At 54.6% G+C, this 20,339-nt stretch carries 16 protein-coding genes and 1 pseudogene; 11 read left to right on the forward strand and 6 right to left on the reverse strand.

The window, feature by feature from the left end:
- Positions 1-387: 387 nt before the first annotated feature.
- The gene (locus JMJ16_RS02245) at positions 388-2,235 is read left to right on the forward strand and encodes a group II intron reverse transcriptase/maturase (RefSeq protein WP_201378066.1); all 1,848 of its coding nucleotides are present in this window, start codon (positions 388-390) and stop codon (positions 2,233-2,235) included.
- Positions 2,236-2,651: 416 nt separating this feature from the next.
- Here JMJ16_RS02245 and JMJ16_RS02250 read toward each other — a convergent pair whose 3' ends face one another.
- Positions 2,652-5,186 carry a Tn3 family transposase gene (locus JMJ16_RS02250; protein WP_201378068.1) on the reverse strand — a complete coding sequence of 845 codons (2,535 nt, stop codon included), beginning with the start codon at positions 5,184-5,186 and terminating at the stop codon, positions 2,652-2,654.
- A gap of 196 nt (positions 5,187-5,382) precedes the next feature.
- Here JMJ16_RS02250 and JMJ16_RS02255 point away from each other — a divergent pair, with 196 nt between their 5' ends.
- Entirely contained in the window at positions 5,383-6,315 is a 933-nt protein-coding gene (locus tag JMJ16_RS02255; protein ID WP_201378070.1) for a helix-turn-helix domain-containing protein, read from the forward strand.
- Positions 6,213-6,533, forward strand: a complete 321-nt coding sequence (locus JMJ16_RS56665; RefSeq protein ID WP_201378071.1) for a DDE-type integrase/transposase/recombinase — start codon at positions 6,213-6,215, stop codon at positions 6,531-6,533. The genes JMJ16_RS02255 and JMJ16_RS56665 overlap by 103 nt, the downstream gene beginning before the upstream one ends.
- 22 nt (positions 6,534-6,555) lie before the next feature.
- Here the strand turns inward: JMJ16_RS56665 and JMJ16_RS02265 are convergent, their stop codons facing one another.
- Complete coding sequence (locus JMJ16_RS02265) at positions 6,556-6,912, reverse strand: helix-turn-helix domain-containing protein (protein WP_201378072.1); 357 nt, start codon at positions 6,910-6,912, stop codon at positions 6,556-6,558.
- A gap of 391 nt (positions 6,913-7,303) precedes the next feature.
- Between JMJ16_RS02265 and JMJ16_RS02270 the strand changes: the two genes are divergently transcribed.
- The 5 genes from JMJ16_RS02270 to JMJ16_RS02290 all read left to right on the forward strand — a co-directional run bounded on the left by JMJ16_RS02270 (position 7,304) and on the right by JMJ16_RS02290 (position 14,332).
- Entirely contained in the window at positions 7,304-7,897 is a 594-nt protein-coding gene (locus JMJ16_RS02270) for an NADPH-dependent F420 reductase (protein WP_201378073.1), read from the forward strand.
- Positions 7,898-7,969: 72 nt separating this feature from the next.
- On the forward strand, positions 7,970-8,707 hold the full coding sequence (locus tag JMJ16_RS02275; protein WP_201378075.1) for an SDR family NAD(P)-dependent oxidoreductase: 738 nt from the start codon (positions 7,970-7,972) through the stop codon (positions 8,705-8,707).
- A 168-nt stretch (positions 8,708-8,875) separates the two neighbouring features.
- Entirely contained in the window at positions 8,876-9,472 is a 597-nt protein-coding gene (locus tag JMJ16_RS02280; protein WP_201378078.1) for an NADPH-dependent F420 reductase, read from the forward strand.
- Positions 9,473-9,895: 423 nt separating this feature from the next.
- Complete coding sequence (locus JMJ16_RS02285; RefSeq protein WP_201378079.1) at positions 9,896-10,801, forward strand: LLM class F420-dependent oxidoreductase; 906 nt, start codon at positions 9,896-9,898, stop codon at positions 10,799-10,801.
- A gap of 234 nt (positions 10,802-11,035) precedes the next feature.
- Positions 11,036-14,332, forward strand: coding sequence for a serine/threonine-protein kinase (locus JMJ16_RS02290; RefSeq protein WP_236601139.1), 3,297 nt, complete (start codon positions 11,036-11,038; stop codon positions 14,330-14,332).
- Positions 14,333-14,762: 430 nt separating this feature from the next.
- Here JMJ16_RS02290 and JMJ16_RS02295 read toward each other — a convergent pair whose 3' ends face one another.
- The gene (locus JMJ16_RS02295; RefSeq protein WP_201378080.1) at positions 14,763-15,554 is read right to left on the reverse strand and encodes an alpha/beta fold hydrolase; all 792 of its coding nucleotides are present in this window, start codon (positions 15,552-15,554) and stop codon (positions 14,763-14,765) included.
- 432 nt (positions 15,555-15,986) lie between these two features.
- Positions 15,987-16,205 (reverse strand): hypothetical protein, encoded by a 219-nt coding sequence (locus JMJ16_RS02300; protein WP_236601140.1) that lies wholly within the window; start codon positions 16,203-16,205, stop codon positions 15,987-15,989.
- 262 nt (positions 16,206-16,467) lie between these two features.
- Between JMJ16_RS02300 and JMJ16_RS56670 the strand changes: the two genes are divergently transcribed.
- The 3 genes and pseudogenes from JMJ16_RS56670 (at position 16,468) to JMJ16_RS02315 (ending at position 18,907) form a co-directional block, all read left to right on the forward strand.
- Positions 16,468-16,674 carry a WD40 repeat domain-containing protein gene (locus JMJ16_RS56670; RefSeq protein WP_374228981.1) on the forward strand — a complete coding sequence of 69 codons (207 nt, stop codon included), beginning with the start codon at positions 16,468-16,470 and terminating at the stop codon, positions 16,672-16,674.
- A 69-nt stretch (positions 16,675-16,743) separates the two neighbouring features.
- Positions 16,744-17,109 (forward strand): hypothetical protein, encoded by a 366-nt coding sequence (locus JMJ16_RS02310; RefSeq protein WP_201378082.1) that lies wholly within the window; start codon positions 16,744-16,746, stop codon positions 17,107-17,109.
- Between the two features lie 144 nt (positions 17,110-17,253).
- A pseudogene (locus tag JMJ16_RS02315) lies at positions 17,254-18,907 on the forward strand (IS1182 family transposase).
- A 270-nt stretch (positions 18,908-19,177) separates the two neighbouring features.
- On the opposite strand, the gene JMJ16_RS53550 reads toward JMJ16_RS02315, so the two are convergent.
- Entirely contained in the window at positions 19,178-19,462 is a 285-nt protein-coding gene (locus JMJ16_RS53550; protein ID WP_236601141.1) for a hypothetical protein, read from the reverse strand.
- Positions 19,453-20,304 (reverse strand): hypothetical protein, encoded by an 852-nt coding sequence (locus JMJ16_RS53555; protein ID WP_236601142.1) that lies wholly within the window; start codon positions 20,302-20,304, stop codon positions 19,453-19,455. Before JMJ16_RS53555 ends, JMJ16_RS53550 begins: the two co-directional genes overlap by 10 nt.
- Between the last annotated feature and the right edge of the window lie 35 nt (positions 20,305-20,339).

Raw genomic sequence — 20,339 nt, forward strand, 5'->3', positions numbered from 1 at the left:
GAAGTCAAAAGCCCGCTGAAGTCCTAGCGCCAGGGACCAGAGGGCGGGCAGCCAGGCCGTCTATGGTGAAAGCGAAACTGCTTGAAGCTCAGTCACGGCGGACAATGCGTGTCCTGTGGGAGGGCGTTACTGCCCACATCTGATGGGATGAACGAAAGGTACGATGCGCTCATCCAGCCTGCATCAGAGCCAGCCCATAGGGAATGGGAAATGACGAACGAGACACCTACGGACGGAGCGACCCACATGGGTAACTTGGGGATCGCCTAAACGCTGCAAAGCGCACGGCGACGGAGGAGTCATAGTACTCAAACGCCCTTCGTAATGGAAGGGACACGGGGAAGGACTCTACAGAGAGTCAGTTTCAATCAAAGGAGGTTGGCCCGGATGAGCCAGAAGACCAACACGCGATTGGAGCGCCTACAACAGTTAAACAGCAAGAAAGAGTGGATCAACCACAATCTGTATCGAATGATGTATCGAGAAGATCTCTACATCATTGCCTACGAGCGGATCAAATCCAAACCTGGCAATATGACCCCCGGAACAGACGCCGAGACGCTCGATGGCTTCTCTCTTGCCACAATCCAAGAGATCATACAAGAAATGAGAACCGAACAATTTCACTTCCGACCGGTACGGCAACAATTTATCCCAAAGCCCAACGGCAAGATGCGCAAACTCGGCATTCCTTGTGTGAGAGACAAGATCGTCCAGGAAGTCATGCAGACGATCCTGGAAGCCATCTACGATAGCCCCTCCGCTCCCTACTTTCAGGGAACGAGTCATGGGTTCCGACCAGCCCATAGTTGCCATACAGCTCTGCGAGAAATCCGCACCCATTGGACAGCCGTGAACTGGTACATCGAGGGAGACATTCGAGCCTACTTCGATGAAATCGACCATCATGTCTTAGTCCAACTCCTGCGCAAGAAAATCCAGGATGAACGCTTTCTCAACCTCATCTGGAAACTACTGAAAGCAGGATACCTGGACCTGCACGGGACCAAGAAGGAAGGCCTCGTGGGCTCCCCCCAGGGCAGCATTCTCAGCCCGATCCTCGCGAATGTGTACTTGCACGAACTCGATGTCTTCATCGAACATCTGCAAGAACAACAAGAAAAAGGAGCCATTAAGCGAGACAATCCTGAATGGAGCAAGCTCATCTATCAAAAGAACCGGATGGTAGCACGCCAGGAAACCAAAACCAAAGCGTTCAAAAGCCTGATGAAACAGATCAGGAAAACCCCCTCGAAAGTCGTCAACGATCCAGACTATCTCAGGTTGAGATATCTGAGATACGCCGACGACTGGCTGATCGGTCTGTGTGGGAGTCACGCGCAAGCCGAGGAAATCAAGGAAGCTGTGAAATGCTTCCTCAGAGATCACCTCAAGCTGACACTCAACGAAGAGAAAACGCACATTACCCATGCTCGGACCGAAGAAGCCTTCTTCCTGGGGACACGTCTTTCCATCGGCAACGGAGGCGAGGCGAAAGTTGTTCAGCAAAAGACCAGCAAAGGGAAAACGATCAAGCGTCGTAGTACGGGATGGGCAACCATCATGAAAGCTCCCATCGACAAGCTGATCGGGCGGCTGAACAGCCGAGGCTTTTGCACGGCAACAGGAGAACCTACACCCAAGCGACTGTGGACTCAACTGGACGCGGACCAGATCATCCAGTTATACAGCGGAGTCAATCGCGGACTCCAAAACTATTACCGCTTTACGGACAACTGGAAACACCTGTCCCGCATTCAGTACATTCTCAAATTCTCGCTCGCAAAAACGCTGGCGCAGAAATACCGGATTTCCGTGCCCGGGGTCTTTCAACGCTTTGGAAAAGAACTATCCTACTCTCTTAAAGACGAGAGAGGAAAAGCAGATCGGAAGGTGAGTTTCTACCTCAATCGCGATTGGACGAAGAATAAGCTCGCCTTTCAGGGCGGAACACAACGCGACGTTGATGTCATCCGAACGGTGATCCACCTGAGAACCCGCTCGAAGCTGGGAAAGCCCTGCTGCATCTGTGGAGAAGCAAAAGGGCAGATCGAGATGCACCACGTTCGACACATTCGCAAACTCTCGAACAAACGGATAGCCACCGGTTTCAACAGTCTCTTGCGAGCGATGAACCGAAAGCAAGTTCCCGTTTGCTCAGATTGCCACCGAAAGATCCATCGTGGAGAATATGACGGACTGAGACTCTCTCAGTTGGCCTACCTTCCACGCTGAACACTGATCGTAGCGGCTCTTGGAGAGCAGTGTGCGCGGAAACGTGCAAGCACTGTTCGGAGGGGAGGGGTTGGTGTTCCTGGGCAACCAGGACCCGGCCTCTTACCCTACTCTCCTGGACTTTGCACATTTTTGGAAAATCCTGCCGACAGCCCCTCTGTCTCTTATCGATCTGGGACTCGTCAAAAAGGGCCCGAGAAGGCTGTCTCTCGGTTCTCTGACACACTGAGCACTCATGGAAGGAAGTTTTCTCGATTCTGGCGGAAATGGTGATGTTAAAAAACGTCTTTGTAGAGCCCAGCCCATGCGCAAGATATTGGACTCAAAGCTCTCCGCAAGCTATGTGAGTATACCTTCAATCTCGAAGAGCTGAGGCTTCGCCTCTAAAAAATGTGCAAAGTCCAGGTATCTTTCCGTCAAAAAAACACTGACAGGCCAGCAGCGCGCAAAATATCGTCCCAATTGGTCGTAATCAGATTGGTGTTGATCCGGTGCCGCGCTAGGCCATTCAATGGCCCATAATCGGCAGTTTGGTCCATGCGCCAGAAGCGAGCTTCTCTCAACTCCGCAAGCCGGGGGCTGAACTGGTACCCCAGACACCAGAAGAGTCCGAACATGAGATCGCTGTAGGAGCCGGAGTCACTCATGATTTCGAGAGGAACCAGTCCACTTTCTTGCTCAAGGAGTGCCTCAAGGACGTAGACAGAATCACGGATCGTCCCTGGAATGACCAACCCTCCCAGGCCCGTAAACTGATCAGAGGTATAGTTGAGATAGGTGACGCCTCGGCCCTGACCGAAATACCGCGGATTGGGTCCCGTATTGACAGACCGCACGGGGACGACAAAGCGGAGACCATCAACGGAGGCGACATATCCACCTCCCCAGATCTGCGCCAGTGGGATATCGCGTTGCGCCTGGACCAGGCAGGCATTAGCACGGGTAATGGTCTCGGCGCGCAGGAAATGGTGGCGCACCCAGGACAAGCGGTCGCGCATGAGGGCGGGAATTTCTGGATGAATGACCGGCGTCAGACCAATATTGCACGCCTCGGCCAGTAACACTGCGCACAGCGAGAGCGGCAAATCATCCACATACGCATGGCTATCGCTGATATGCGTGAACTGGGAGAGAAACCCCGTGTGATGAGCCACTTCTAGGATGACCTCTGGCAGATCAACCAGGGGAAGCCGTCTCCCGACCGACTCACGAAGGATGCGCAGGCTCTCGGGCTCCTCCAATCGTTCGAGACGCTCCAGGCCCAGAACGTCTTCTCCGTTCTGTTGCTCAATGTGCAAGGCGGTGTTGGTTGGCAGGCGCGTCGCCACTCGCTGGTAGGCTTCTTCCAGTTGTTCTCCAAGCTGGGTGAGTGCTTGCGGAGCAGCCATCTCTCGCCCCAGGGTATGGCAGATCTGCGCACGAATCCCTTCCCATTGCTCTGATTGCAAAAGCTTGGCGCGGGCATCGCCCCAGTGTTCACTGGGATCAACAAAGACATCGTGACGCCGCAATGCCTCATGGAGGCGTTCAACGACACAGACCGTGTAGGCCGGGCGGTCCACGTGTGTCTCTCGCCGTCCCTGCCCCTCCGAACTGCTGCGTGGGAGTACATAGCGCTGCCACGCTCGCGGAATCACGTCGCGCGGAGCCGCTTGCATGGATGCGCGTGGCCGCCCTTCAATCCGTTGCAAGAAGTGGATGGCGGACAGGGTGGGTACTCCGCTGGGCGTGGCATCAAAGTCGAGGGTTCGTAACAACGACGGCAGAAAACGGCGCATCATCACATACCGGCCCAGCAGTTCTTGCGCATAGGTATCCTCAGCGGGACGCGTTAACGCGCCGACGGTTCCCACGGCGGCTTGCAACTGCTCGGCGGAGATCTGGGCATAGATCTGCTCTCGGAGCGTCATCGTGTCATGTGCCTCATCCAGGATGATTTGGCAGGCCGAGGCAAGCACCTGAGCAGCGGTATCCAGGTCGCGTAGGGTGCGCAGCCGTTCTTGTTGCCCTTCCCGCGTCGCTTGAGAAAATGCCGTTCGCATCAGGGCATCAAAGAGATCTAAGGCATCATCATGGACGGTTGCCAGAAAAGTGTGTGCAAAGGCAAGCAGCGCGGCGATCCGATGCTCCTGTGCGAGCTGCCGTAGGGTATGAACTTGAGCGGTGGTTGCATAGCGCGCCAGCGCTTTGACTCGTCCCTTGGGAACAAAGGAGAGATCGAGATGCTCCGCTTCAAAGAGTCGAATGGCATCCACTCGCCGTAATGCCACAACGAGTGCGAGACTGCTGACCCGTGTTGGCCCACGGCGCAACCGATCTAAGGGCGTCTGTCGTTCTCCGTCAGGAACCACCAGCAAGGTTTCCAACAGGGCCGCCTGGCGCGGTGTTGGAATCTGGAAGAGTCGCTGCCATAGACGCCTGGAAGCATGCTCACGGACACTGGAGACGAAGCGTTCCAGGACGCTGACGCTAGGGAGTAGCACTCTCCGTTCGACGAGCTGAGCCATCGCGAGATCAAAGAGGACGGTCAGACGCTCTTCGCTCCACCAGGCTCGTGTATAGAGCCAGCGCACAAAGTGGAAGTGATGCGGCTGCGAGGAAAAATCGTGATAGCCATACTCCCGCATAATCTCGTGAACATGATCGTGTCGCATCTGCCCCTCACGGTATCGGGCCAGGACTGCAACATCAGCAATATTGAGTTGAGCGGCCAGCGTCAAAAGCACGCTTTGTGGGACATCGGTGGGATCAGCGAGGAACGTTCCCAGGAACCGAACGGTGCAAAGCTGGAGGGCAAAGCCCAGACGGGTATGGGCATGACGCCGCAGTTCCAGAAGGGTGCGGTCACGGTCATCAAGATGAAAATAGAGGGCCAGTTGTTCTGGAGATGGCTCTCCGATATAGCAGCCGTAGCGGCTTCGTTGTTCGGCAGTTAAAAACGCAACGGGCATCGGGCAAGCTCCTCTTTCGCCTTTCGTGCCGTGCCTCCTAGCATCAAGGAACACGGATGGAGCTACCATAGCAGGAGAAGTCACCTCACGACAAGCTGTCGCCACACACATAGGACCAATGTCAGATCCTGCTTTCGTTGTTCAACAAACGTACGATTGATGCATCAGCCTATCTCATCGTGTTGGAGGGAGCACGGTGCCAAAACGCAAGCACGTTCAGCGAGAGCATACCGAGGACTGGCAAACTATTCAACAATATACGCTCTGGCCGGAGCAAACGGCTTATGAACTCTTGCGCCCTGTCGTACTTTTCGGTGATCCGGCGTTTCAACGGGCACAAGAGACAGGCGAGCCACGCACCAGCCTGGAGCGCAAAGCCGACGCTTTTGATGAGCAAGGCATGGTCAGCTTCTTCGCTTTTAGGCCACGAAAACAGCCACCGGAAACGGCACGAAGTCTGCCACCGGATATGCGTCAGTTAATTGTTGATCTGCGTGTGGAAATGCCGAACATGTCCATCCGTGAGATTGCAGAAATCTGCGATACTCGTTTTCAGCGGCGGCCCTCTCATCATTCGATCAAAACCGTGTTGGCTTCTGGCCCGCCTCCATCCATCCAGATGCGTCGCTTTCTTCTCTGGAACGATACCCCTGATCCGGCACAGCGTCGCCACAACGTTGTGCAGCTCCATGCGGAAGGATGGTCCGTTGCTTCCATCGCCGAGTATTTGGCGTTGAGCAAACAGACGGTGTACACGACACTGAAACGCTGGGTGCAGGAAGGGGTCAAGAGCCTGGATGACAAGTCGCACGCTCGGCATCCGCGCCCAAGAAAGGTCACGCTTGAAGTCGCCAATGGGATTCGCAAAAAGCAAGAGAACCCGCTGATTGGGGAATGGCGCATGCATGCCGCGTTACTCCAGGAGGGAATAAAGGTATCTCCGCGCACCTGTGGACGCATCATGGCAAAAATCGCGCTCTTTATGGATAGGACAAGCCCAAAGGACCAGCGAAACCCAAGAAGGAGATGCCCTTCAAAGCCGCTCGGAGACATGAGTATTGGAGTATCGATATACGGTATATCGAGCATCACCAACTTCCTAATATCAAAGGACCAGTATATGTCATGAGTATCCTAGAGAATTTTTCGAGAATGCTGCTCGCTTCTGCTATCTCGGAAAGGCAGGATACTGCCGCATACCTTCGAGTGCTTGCCAAAGCATTGTGCAATTACGGCGCTCCAGAAGCCATTGTAACGGATAGTGGCGGGGTCTTCTATGCAAAACGCGCAATGGCTATATATGCATTTTTCCACTGCCATGCGTTTTTTCATCCTACGGTCCCTTAAGTATTTTTTAGAACCCCCTCTTCTATCGCTCCAGACTTAACTCAAATGACCCGATAGCCAATCCCTCTCGGTTCGCGATCTCTGTTCCCAACATACATAGTGGCTTGCAAGCCTCGGCGAGGGCCATTCCACTTTCGGTGAGCGAGTAGACCACCTTCGGAGGGACTTCTTGGAAGTCCTGCCGAATCGTGAGGTTGTCGGCCACCATCTCTTTGAGCTCCTGGATGAGCATCTTCTCGCTGACTCCCCCAACGAGCCTTCGCAACTCGCCGAACCGCTTGGGTCCGCTGGCGAGGTTCCACAGGACGAGAAACTTCCATTTGCCCTCGATCAGTTCGAGAACGACATCCAGACCACAGGTATAGTGCGTCTTCTTCATACTAGGTAACTCCTTCTCAAATGGTGAGGACCTCCACAGAGAACAGCACAGGGCACCATTCTCCCTTCCTCGGAAGCAACGGCAAAGAGCGGTCCTCACGTCCACCTCTATTTGCCCTTTTTCGAGCAACTCAAGCCTAAATGATACTTACCAAAAAGTCAGTACTTGTCATAAGGTAATCTCTCTTCTATACTCTATCACAGTGGTTGAGGAAACACAAAACACATCCCTCTCCACCAAGAAAACGATGAACGACGGTGGCATCGGCCAGGTCTGAGGCCCGAAGGTTACTATCAACTACTCGTCGGGACAAGTACTTGTTGGGACAGGAGGGAGCTGGCATTCGCCCAAGCGATATCCCTGTTTCCGACGACTATCAAAGGAGCATTCAATGAGTTATGCAATCATCGGGCTTGGCAAGATTGGAACGGCCATCGCCCAGGCGTTCGCCCACCAGGGGATCGAAGTCGCCGTTGCAGGCAGGCGGCCCGTGGACGCGCTGGCAGCGCAGATTGGCCCGTCACTCATCCCCCTGCGGATAGAGGAGGCCATCAAGGCCGACGTCGTCATCCTGGCCATGCCCTTCGCCGCCCACCGGGAGATCGCGCGGGCTGCCGAAAGCTGGCAAGGAAAGATCGTCATCGACGCCACCAATGCGTTTGGCGTCCCATCCGAGGAGCTAGGCGGACTGCCCTCAACCGCTGCCATCGCCAAGGTGCTGCCCAGCGCAAAGGTGGTGAAGGCCTTCAACCATCTGCTTGCAGACGTCCTGGCTCAAGGACCGACAACACCCCAGGGGGGCCGGCGGGTCGTGTTTCTCTCCAGCGACGACGAGGCGGCGAGCGCCTCGGTGGCAGTCCTCGTCAACAGGCTCGGCTTCGCACCGATCGAGTTGGGAAAGCTCGGCGAGGGCGGGCTGCTCGTCCAGGCACGGGGTAACACGTGGGGCCAACTCATTTTCCAAGACGTGGCCAAGTTCGACTAATCGAAGTGTAAATTCAATCGTTCTGTCGTAATTTTGTGATAATTAGCTGTCGTAATGTAAAAAGGAGAAGTCATGGGAAAACTTGAAGGTAAGGTTGCAGTCATCACGGGTGGATCGAGCGGTATGGCGCTGGCGAGTGCCAAGCGGTTCGTTGAAGAAGGCGCCTATGTTTTCATCACGGGCCGGAGGCAGGAGGCGCTCAACGAGGCCGTCAAGCTGATTGGCCGGAACGTAACCGGCGTGCGCGCCGACTCCGCCAGCCTGGCGGACCTGGACCGGCTCTACGAGAAGGTGAGATCCGAAAAGGGCCACATCGATATCGTCTTCGCCAGTGCCGGCGGCGGAGAAGTCGACAAGCCGATCGGGTTGATCTCGGAGCAGTTGGTTGACGATACGCTCAATCTCAACGTCCGAGGTACGTTGTTCACCGTCCAAAAAGCGCTGCCCCTCATGCGCGACGGCGGCTCGATCATCCTCAACGCCTCGAATGCGCACCTCAAGGGATATGTTGGAGCAAGCGTGTACGCGGCTGCCAAGGCGGCGGTCAGGTCGTTCGCGCGAAGCTGGGCGAACGACTTGAAGGACCGCAAAATCCGGGTGAACAGCATTAGTCCGGGAGCGATCGGCGACACGGCTGCCTACGCCGGAATTTCTAAAGAGTTGACGGATTTTTACGTCTCGGTGGTTCCGTTGGGACGCTTCGGGCATTCTGAGGAGATTGCGGCTGCGGCACTCTATCTTGCCTCGGACGACAGTCGTTTCACGACGGCCATCGATCTCGTTGTCGACGGGGGCATGTCTCAGGTCTGACTCGGCGCGGTCCCGCGGCTGGCGCTGGTGAAGCAAGCTCCCGATGTGTTCTGGTGCACTCATCAGAAGCTTCTGGAAGATCTCGCGAAGGTCGCCATGCAGCGAAGCGGATAACCCAGCGCCGTTGAAGGCCGGGGAATCAATATCAACATGGATTGGAGAAGCATTATGAGTTATGCAGTTGTAGGATTCGGCTCGGTAGGCCAGGCCATCGCCCAGGCGTTCGCCCGTAAAAGCATCGACGTGACCGTCGCGAGCCGCCGGCCGCCCGAGGCGTTGGCGCCGCAGGCTCGGGCGATTGGACCCACGGTCGTCGCCAAGTCGCTGCGGGATGCACTCGAGGCCGACACAATCATCTTAGCGGTCCCGTTCTGGGAGCACCGCGAGGTTGCGAAGGCTCTGCCGAGCTGGGAAGGGAAGACGATCATCGACGCGACAAATACAAATGCTCCCGTTGAAGACCTGGATGGTCAGCCGTCGTCCGCAGTTGTCGCCAAAGCGTTTCCCGGCGCCAGGTTCGTAAAAGGATTTAACCATCTGCCCGCTGCCGTTCTGGCCGCTGATCCGAGCGTGAATGGCGGCAGCCGCGTCGTGTTTTTGTCAAGCGACGACGAAAATGCGGTGGCGCCGGTCGCGGTTCTGGCCGAACAACTCGGTTTCGCGCCGATTGCGCTAGGACCGCTCAAGGATGGCGGTTCGCTCGTCCAGGCCAGAGGGAATACCTGGGCTGAACTGATCTTCCAGGATCTCGTCAAGTTCAAATAGCGGCGCGTCACGACAAAGTCACGGCGGCCACGCGCATCGCTAAAGGCTCTGAGTTAAGATAGCGGCGACGTCTCCGCAAAGTGGATAAGTGCGGCGCAGTTTTGCAAATGAGCCTGAAAAGTGGCTCCTTTATCGGTCCAGTCGGATTATCGGCACAATTTTTGACGCGATAACAGTGCTCACTCTGCCGATAATTCGACACTGAAATGGAAAACTGCGCCGATAACCCAGTGAAATTTGCAGACTATTGTGGCAAAATCCGGCGCATTATGCTTCACAAACCGGAAATTGCAGGCCAGCCCGCCTGTTTTGCACGAGCAACCTGTGATGCAATTTCGACAAAAGCGATTGATCCAGGTGCTAGGGCTAGTCATTCAGATTTTTTGAGCAATCGCTTCTAAGCTCATAACAAAGGAGATTTTTATGCGTGTAGGATTGCAGGTGCCTAACTTCACCTGGTCAGATGATCAGGGGCAACTCGGCGATACGTTCGCAACTATCGCGCGGCGTGCTGAGCGGGCTGGTTTCTATAGTCTCTGGGTGATGGATCACTTCTTCCAGATCTCACTCAACGGTCCCGCAGAGCATGAGATGCTGGAAGGTTGGAGCGCACTGGCTTTTGTAGCAGGGGTTACCAATCACATGAAGCTGGGTACGATGGTTACCGGCGTGACCTATCGTCAACCAGCTCTGCTTGTTAAGACGGCGACCACGCTCGATGTGCTCTCGCATGGGCGGGCTTACTTTGGCATCGGTGTAGGCTGGACTGAGGAGGAGCATCGCGGCCTGGGCCTTCCACTCCCACCCACGGCTGAACGTTTCGAGCGTCTGGAAGAAACGCTGCAAATTGCGCACCAGATGTGGGCAGGTGACGAGAAACCCTATCTGGGGAAATATTATCAACTTGAGCGACCGCTGAACTCGCCACAGTCCGTGCAAAAGCCACATCCACCTATCGTGATCGGTGGTACAGGTGAGCGCAAGACGCTGCGTTTGGTGGCCCAGTACGGCGATGCCTGCAATTTCGTTCGCCTGGGCAAAGACGAATTGCAGCGCAAGCTCAATGTGCTGCGCGACCATTGCCAGTCAATCGGTCGCCCTTACACAGAGATTGAGAAAACCACGATGGATCCTCTCTATGTCACCAGAGACGGTCGCAACAACAGCTATACACCGGAGGCTGCCATCGAGTATTTCAGAGGGCAGGCCGTGCTGGGCATTGACCAGGCTATCGTTTATATGCCTAATGTTGCCGATCTGGAGCCACTGGATCTCCTGGCAACCAGGATCATTCCAGAGGTGGAAAAGATGGAGGTTGCTGGCCGCTGATGCCCTGTTTACCATCGCAGGGACCGATTTATTTTTTGCCCAATTTGAGTGCGCACCCCTTTCAAGCATCATACGGCGAGGTGTCGGGTCGCTCATAAGCTTGAGCGCGTTGGGGATCATAGCACTACCATCTGTGAACGCATCCTCTTTCTTGTTGAGGGTGATTCCTTCAAGAAAAGTCGTGCTCAGGAGGATAGAGGGAGAACGTGAGAGTCGGGAAACAATGAACGCTCTTTGGAAGCGCTCTCTTACGCTACTCAGCGTATAAGGCGCTCCCTTTCTTCTCCTCATTGCCTTATGATGCTTCAGCAGGGGATCTTAGCCTATTCAGACTATGTTGCTATTCCGACTTTCTGTTCCTACCATAGGCAAACCCCGATCCCACGCATTTTTGCCGAATACGTGGCAGGAGGGAGCCTGGCGGACTGGATTGGCAGCCGTCGCCTCTATGAGGAAGGGCAGAGGCAGGCCCTGGAGCGCATGCTCGATATCGCCATTCAGTTTGCCTGGGGATTGCACACTGCCCATGAGCAGGGACTGGTACACCAGGACATCAAACCTGCCAATGTGCTGCTGACCTCGCAGGGGATCGCCAAAGTGACTGATTTCGGTCTCGCAAAGGCACGCGTAATGGCTGGCGAGCAAGCAGAGAGATCTGGAGGAAACGGTCAGCGCAGTATTCTGGTGAGTTCTCGTGGTATGACCCCCGCTTACTGCTCCCCTGAACAGGCAGCAGGCAAAGCTCTGAGCCGCAAGACGGATATCTGGAGTTGGGGTGTCTCACTGCTGGAGATATGGGTAGGAGAAGTCACCTGGCACAGCGGCATGCTGGCGCGTGAGGTGCTCTCGAGCTATGAACCCCAGGACGCAGCTATTCCCCCACCACCTGCCAAACTGGTGCAATTGCTCGCTCGCTGCTTTGAGCCACGGCCAGAGGATCGGCCAGCAACCATGTTGGAGGTAGCAACCATCCTCCAAGAGATCTATGCCCTCGAGATGGGGCAGGCCTATCCACGGGAAGCACCTCAACCTACTGAAACTCTGGCGGCTACGCTCAACAACCGAGCGCTTTCGCTGTTTGACCTGGGCAAAGTCGAGCCAGCAATGCTTGTCTGGGAGCAAGCGCTGCAAGCCGACCCTCAGCATCTGGAGGCGAACTACAATCGAGGAGTAGTGCTCTGGCGACAAGGGAAATTCTCTGATGAAACGCTCATCGATCGGTTGGAAATGGTTCGATCAGCACAAATCCAGTCCGGGTGGGGGGCCTATCTGCTCGCCCAGATTTACCTGGAACAAGGTGATATCATTACTGGGCTTCAATTGCTTGAAGAAGCTTCACAACTAGTACCTCATAATGAGGAGATCGAGAAATTGCTCGAACAAGCAAAAACGCTCCCTTCCTCTTATGAAGAGTTCCACCTGGACGACATGTATGGGTGGATTTTGACGGAGAGCTTGAGTGCCAATGGACGCTGGCTTGTTTGTGGCTATGACGATAGTGTGATAAAACTGGGAGACATCATGGCAGAGTGCTGTCTGCAGACGTTTGAGGGCCATACTGGTAGGATCACTTCCGTCAGTATCAGCGGAGATGGACACTGGATCGTCTCCAGTAGTGAGGACCGCACCGTGAGAATCTGGGAGGCTGCTACGGGGCATTGCATGCACATCGTTGAGGATAAGGAATATGATTGGGTGACTACGGTGAAACTGAGTAGGGATGGACGCTGGATTGTCTCTGGAAGTCATGGAGGCGACATAGCACTCCGGGAAACCGCTACAGGGAGGTGTATCTGCCACTTTGGCGGGGACTCGCATGTCCGGGATGCAGATCTCGATTTTGGTATTGTTGGTAAATACACGGGGCACGCCTACGAGGTCACCTCTATTGATATCAGCGAGGACGGGCATTGGATTATCTCTGGCAGCCAGGACTGTACAGTCAAGCTCTGGGATATGCTCGGCGAGCGCTATCAACGAACATTTGAGGGTCATACTAATGAGGTTACTTCCGTCAGCATCAGCGGGGATGGGCACTGGATTGTCTCTGGCAGCCAGGACCATACCGTGAGAATCTGGGAAGCTATGACTGGACACTGCATGCATATTTTGCGAGGGCATACTGCTGAGATTACTTCCGTCAGCATCAGTGAGGATGGACGCTGGATCGTTGCTTCCTTTGGGGAGGGTACAACACAACGTTGGGAGAGAAGACCATTTCAATATCTACCTTGTTCTTTGACTCCTTCACGTTTTCTTTCTTTCACGGATGTGATGCAAACGGATGCCTTTGCAAGAACACTCCTCCAGCAAGCTTCTCATGTGCTCAAAACCCAACAATTTGCGCAGGCACTGGACATCTTGACCCAGGTGCGTTCACAGCCCGGTTGGGAACGCCATCCTCAATGTATGGACACATGGGCAAGACTTTCGCGTCATTGTTCTCGCTCCCATCTGCGTGCTGGTTGGCATGTCAAAACGGTGGCGATTGTTCCCCAAGAGAGAGTGGGTAGTTGTCCAGTCAGTATCGATGTGCATGGAAACTGGGCTGCCTCCAGCGATCCAGACAGCATTATATGGCTGTGGGACATGAACACTGGACGTTACCTCCAGCGTTTTCAGGGCCATCGTGGGGGAGTGACCGCAATCTGTATAAGCGACGATGGGAGTTTACTCGTTTCCGGAAGCTTTGATGCAACCATATGTCTGTGGGAGACGGCCACCGGGCGCTGTTTACGGATCTTCGAAGGCCATAGAAAAGGGCACGCAGTGACTTCAGTACGTATAAGTAGAGATGGATGTTGGATTGCCTCGTGTGGTGGCGAGGACCGGGTCGTGCGAGTATGGGAGGCGGCCACTGGGCACTGTGTGCATCGATTGATCGACCACAGCCACGGGACTGTGAGGGCCATTGATCTCAATGCGAATGGCAGCCTGCTGGTGTGTGGGTGCAGCAATGGTACGATCCAGCTTTGGGAGGTGGCCGACGAGCGCTGTGTACATGTCCTCACAGGCCATATGAACGGGATAAATGGACTCCGTCTGAGTTCAGATGAACGTTGGATTGTCTCTGGTGGTGAGGACGGCACAGTGCGGTTATGGGAGGCAACAACTGGACGCTGTGTCTATACCCTGGAAAGACAGGGCAATGAGGTAATCTCCGTGAGCTTGAGTTCAGATGGCCGTTGGATCGTTTCCAGCACCTGGGCAACTGCCCGGCTCTGGGAACTCGACTGGGTCATGGAAACGCGCGATCCAGTCGAGTGGGATGAGGGTGCCCGTTCCTGCCTGGAGATCTTGCTCACCCTGCACACGCCCTACGTGGCAAACCTCCCGCAGGATCGTGAGCCCACGGAGCAGGAAATTCAGCAAGCTCTCACGCGAGAGGGGACACCCATATGGAACGAAGAAGATTTCCAGGGATTGATCCATCAGTTGCAAGATGCTGGCTATGGTTGGCTACGACCAGAAGGCGTACGTGGACAACTTGAGCAAATGGTGAAAGAATGGCAAGGGCCACCATCACTTTGATTCGGGCGATGAAAGAAAACGATCGGCAGAAGAAAGCACTCTGAGTCAACAGCTTTTGGTCATCTAAGCAAACCGCAAGTCAGAGGTCAGGTTCTCCGGAGTGTGGGAATCGTGCTCGCAGGACCAGCAGGGATTACGCAGATCAGTGCTCTGCTTGCTTTGGTACTGGAGTAGGAGGAACACGCCGTGTTTCAGCCTCCAAGTTGAAAGCCTTTTTACGCCGTGTGGGAGCGCGAACACCCGAGGCATTACAGGAGGCGATTGGGCAAGCCCTCCTCACGATCACGAAGCGAGATGCTCTTGGCTGGTTTACGCATTGCGGTTACCGCTCAAGACAAGCCGACAGCACGCTTGGGAAAGAGTGGGCACATTCCTAAAGCACGTATGTGAGCAGAAACGCCCCGACACCGTGCGAGAGGTAGGCGCGGCCTCAGCCAAGGAAGAACTCTTTCAAAGCGGGCGCGAGCACGTCATTAGCCGGGGCATGACCTTGCCCTTCCAGTGTAGAGAGCTGCGCATAAGGCATCGCTTTGCTGAGCGTTCGTGCCGTCTCATACATAAAAGGAAAGCTTGCGCCACCGTTCATGATCAGTGTTGGCACACGCACCCGCGCTGCTCGTTCGATGGGCACCGACCAGTCTTTGCCCAGGATGGCAGTGTGATCATAGGCAAGCGTCGGGGCTATCGCCTCAAGCAGTGGCCAGGTCGGGGCCTGACGCATAGCTTCAATCTGCTCGGCTGGCATCCCAACATACTGCATAAACAGCGCGACCGCATCGCCTCGGTGATCGGCTGCTAAAGCTTCTGTCAGGTGATGGATGTATGCTCTCCATGCGAGCTTTGCCTCACGCTCATCATTGTATGGGACCTCATACAGAGCAAGTTTCTTGACTTTCTCGCCGAGCGAGGCAGTCGCTTCAAGAGCAAGAGCTGCCCCAGAGGAATGGCCATACAGGTAGGCAGACCCGCCAGCCTCATCGATCAAAGCTTCAATGTCCTCAACTTCACGCACGACGACATACGGCTTGGTATCCCCACTGTCACCTCGTCCTCGACGGTCGTAGTTATACACCGTAAAGTGTGGCGCAAGAAGTTGGGCGAGTTCCGGCCCAGACCAAGATAATCGGGCACAAAGTGCGCCAGCCACCAGGATGAGCGCGGGCCCTTGACCCGACTGATCGAACGCGATGGGCGTGCCGTCTTGAGAAATGACTGTTCTCATGGTGTTTCCTCTCTTGTAGACCAACTTCTGTTTTCCTCTTGTAAGTAGACACAGTGTAGCACCCTGACCTGAAAAAACTTCTCGCATCTTGCTCTTCATCTCCCTGCGGGACCAGGCTGAGGGCCACAGTGGTCAAAACAGCCGGGAGTATCCTGTGGAGCTGAGGGTAAGGAGCGTTGGAATGAGAGATTTTCCCATCATGTCATGTGGCTCAATTTTTCCGAAGAGCTGAAGCATCTGATGGCGCCACCGCCCCCTTACACCAGAAGGTGCCACACTCCCAGCCGAGGTGGAGCAGGTAATCCTGACAGCCCTGGAGAAAGACCCGAAACAGCGTTTTCATCGCGTGCAAGCCTTTGCGAAGGCGCTAGAAGAAGCCAGTCGGACGGCACAAGGCCCAATATGCACCCCTGTTGCAGAGACGATCTCCCCTCACTCCTCATCGCCTTTGCCAGCAGGAGGTCTGACAGTTCCTGCTGGCAAAACATTGATAGACACAAATTCAATGTTAGAGCCCTCCTTGCCGCCAACGGTTGCCATGCCTGTCTCCCCAACTCCCCAGTCCCAGGCTGTTCCCGCATCTCCACTCGTAGACACTCCAACGTAGACCTCGACGCCTGCGCATTCACTTTCGCGGCGAGCAGTAATCATCGGGTTAACCACGACAGGAGTTGCAACTGTGGGGAGAGGCATCTGGTGGCTAAGTGCCGCTACCTGTAAATCGCGGTTTTGGTTTCAGCATAATTGCGGTTTATCGGGCTGCATGGATTTGGCACAACGACGCCATTGTCCGGTTCTGGCTAGGCGTGCTCAATGAGCCAGCAGAGCGCGCCTAGCCAGAACCGGAATTCGTGCTGAATCGGCGACCGCAATTTACACTACCCACCCTAACCTTCCTCGCAATCTCCTTTTTATATATAGTGGGCATACTGACAATGTCAGGGCAGTGGTATGGTCTCTAGATGGCAAACACATCGCTTCTGGTAGTGCTGATTGGACAGTGCAGGTGTGGGATGCTGCGAATGGGAGCCATGGTTTGATCTATAATGAACACGACGAGGTCAGCGCAGTGGCGTGGTCACCAGATGGCAAACACATCGCTTCGAGTGGTGGGGTGTAAGAAGAGATGTATGAGCGTGGCGTCGTCATCATTTTATCTTCATAAGAGGTCAGAAGAGCAATGACAAAAATGGCAGAACTAGCAGGGGTTGCTCATAATATCGCACATCATTCCGCAAGTGGTCTGAGCTTTCTCTCTCCACATTTGACTCAAGCTCTTCGAGCAGCTGGAGAAGTAACAACAGCCATTGAATTGCTTGTCCAGAATCCCTATCCCCCCAAGGTTGCGGAGTTGCAACCGCTCCGATTGTCTCTGGTTTCGCTCAAAGGAACAGTTCAAGGGATGCTTCAAAAACACGGTTTCAACCAAAATGACATTCTCTCGATTGTCTTGCATGCTACTCCGGCACCTTGGGATAGAGATGGCTATGTCATACAGACGAGGGCCGTTATCACTGCCAAAAATGGTCGTGTGTATGACTCTGGCTGGTTGTGACCAGAACGCATGGCGAAGGATGTGCCATAGTTACCCTCCGTTCTGAAATGATCTCCTCAATTGCCATAGGGGCAAATCGAGCGGGGATTTACTACGATAGAGATCAGAAGAGCGTACGTTTCGTCGAGAGAAAGGAGATCTCCCATGTCGATGCCTCCTCGCGCAATAGCCTCCATCCCTGAAGAAACCGTTCGAGTAGCCCGCGCAGCCTTTCCCCATGGGAACATCTATCTGACCATGCGGGATCAGCTAGGCACGCTGTATCAAGACGAGAAGTTTGCTGCTCTCTTCCCTAAACGAGGTCGGCCTGCTCAGGCACCCTGGCAACTCGTGCTGGTCTGTGTCTTCCAATTTGTGGAAGGACTCTCAGATCGACAAGCAGCAGAGGCGGTGCGCAGTAGAATTGATTGGAAATACTCTCTTTCGCTGGATTTAGCAGACCCAGGCTTTGATTTCTCCGCCCTCTCGCGCATTTCGTGCGCGGTTGCTGTCTGGATCGGCTGAGATAATCCTGCTGGAAACCATGTTAGAGCGATTCAGAGCACAGGGGCTACTCAAAGCACGAGGCCAACAACGAACCGACTCCACCCATGTGCTCGCGGCCATCCGTGTTCCCAATCGGCTCGAATGCGTTGGGGAAACACTCCGGGCAGCGCTTAACGAGCTTGCCACCCTTGCCCCAGAGTGGTTGCGTGAGCACCTGGCGCCTGAGTGGTTTGATCGCTACAGCACCCGTATTGAGGATTCTCGCCTCCCCAAAGGGAAAGAGGCTCGAAAGGACTATGCCGAAGTGATCGGGGCAGATGGCTCGCGGCTGCTCACATCTCTCTATGACCCATTGGCCCCACCTCACTTGCGAGAGCTTCCTGCCATCCAAAACCTTCGGCGCATCTGGACCTTCCACTACTATGCAGAAGAGGGTCAGTTACGCTGGCGCAAAGCCGAAGATCTCCCGCCTGCCGGGATGCGCTTTGATTCACCGTACGATCCAGACGCCCGTTTCGGCAATAAACGCTCGATTACCTGGACCGGCTTTAAGGTTCACCTCACGGAAACCTGTGAGGATGAGAAAATTCACCTCATTACCCATGTCGAGACGACCGCCGCCGGGATCACTGATAGCGAGCTTTCTGCTCCTATCCATGACGCGCTCGCGAAGAAAGACCTTCTGCCAAGCGAACACTTCCTGGATGCGGGTTATGTCGATGCCGATTTGGTCGTGAAGAGTCAGCGTGATCTGGGCATTGAGGTCATCGGGCCTATGAGGCCTGGCTCCAGTTGGCAGGCGAAAGCTGACCAGGGCTACGATCTCACTCATTTTACGATTGATTGGGAAACACACCAAGTACTCTGTCCTCAAGGGAAACGGAATACCTGCTGGACACCACACCTAGATGCGTGGGGGACACCGGTCATCAGCGTGAAGTTTTCCCGAACCGATTGTCGCCTGTGCTCAGCTCGCTCATTGTGTACGAAGGCCGCAGAATCTCCCAGGCACATAACCTTGCGCATCCAGACCAACCATCAAATATTGCAGCGGGTTCGCCGCTTGCAAACAACCCCGGAATGGAAGAAGCGCTATGAACGCAGGGCTGGTATCGAGGGAACCATTTCACAGGGAACGCGCAGCTTCGGATTGCGCCGCTCTCGCTACATCGGCGAAGCAAAAACACATCTCCAACACATTTTGACGGCGTGCGCTATTAACCTGGTCCGCTTTGACGCTTGGCAAGCTGGCATTCCACAGGCGAAGACCCGACTCTCGCGCTTTGCTGAGCTCCAGACGTCCCCAGCGTGATGCGTAATTAAGCAACAGTATCCATTAATACTCAGGGGCCTAGCTCATGCAGAAAGCAGCATTGCTCCTCACCCTTAACATGTCTTTTCTTTGAATTCTCCTGTCCAACACTCAGCAGTTTCTTTCTCTCAAGAAACTGCTGAGCGTCAAAACCGTTTGTTTGATGAGATGTAGTAATGAGTTTAGAATTCGGTGGAGAAATAGCCAGGCGCTGGGGCTATTTCTCGCGCCTGGATGTCTATCTGCTGCTCCTACGCGAGCCTTCTTTTGTTATCCAATCTCAAACACCCGAAGAAACTTGTGAAAACTGAAGCCATGGCATCCCATGGCGCAAAAATGGAGTGGCGTTGGCTGTGAGGTGAACGTTGCGAGAGAATGGCTATCTGGCGACCAGAGTAATTGATGGGGAAACCCTGGCGCCTGATACGAGAAGCGTGCTTTGCCGTGTTGCGTCTCCCAGAATTGGAGGGTCGTGGTAGCCTCTGCTGCCTGCTCAGTGGTATAGCCTGCAGCAAGAACGGTTCCATCTGGCGACCAGGAGATGTTCAACGGCATCCCCAGAACACGCTGGCAGGTAAAGAGATGTTGACCGCTATGGGCGTTCCAGACCTGAACCACTGATTGTCCCTTTTCCAGTGCGAGAAAAGCGAGGCGGGAGCCATCAGGGGACCAGGCAAAGGCCTCCCCGTCAATGCTGGAGGGACCCGTTGGTCGAATGATGCCATATCTGTTTGAAAACGCGTGGCGCCGGTTTTCACGTCCACAACGGTGAGTGTAGTTCTATAGGTGGTGAGGCTGGTGGTATAGGTACATGCAATCGTCGCGTTGTCAGGAGACCATTTGATGTGTCCAGAACGATTCCCATCATTGTCTCCAGGATTGGCAATCGTAGACCTCCAAAGGAGATGTCCATCTGAAATACGGTAGACCTGAAGCGTAGGAAGAGAAGAGAAACGGGTCTCACTGGTCGAGCCGATATAGACAGCCAGAGACGTTCCGTCAGGAGCCCAGGCCATTTCCAACTGGTCATAACTGGTATAACTTTGAGAGGTCCCACACGCCGCTATGAATCGATTTTCATGAATATCGAAGATACCGACAGAAGTACTGGCTGTCGGATAGGCTATCGCCTGCAGTGACCTATCAGGAGAGAACGCTACCTTCACTCCCCTTGTATCACCCTGCGAAGGAGGGGGAAGGGATTGAAACTGGGTGGGGCTAGGCCAGATGATCTGCTTTCCTCCTGGGATCAACTCCTGAACATACCGCTGTTTTTCTCCTGTGACAAGAATGCGCTGGTTATCTGCGGACCATTGCAGGACAAGCGTATTTTTGGAAAAAGAGGAGAAAGCCTGTTCCCAGATCTTTTGCCTTTGCTGGACATCGATCAGAAACAACTCCTGTTGCGTTGCTCCTGCCAGGTGGGTACTAT

Source organism: Ktedonobacter sp. SOSP1-52, from assembly GCF_016587395.1.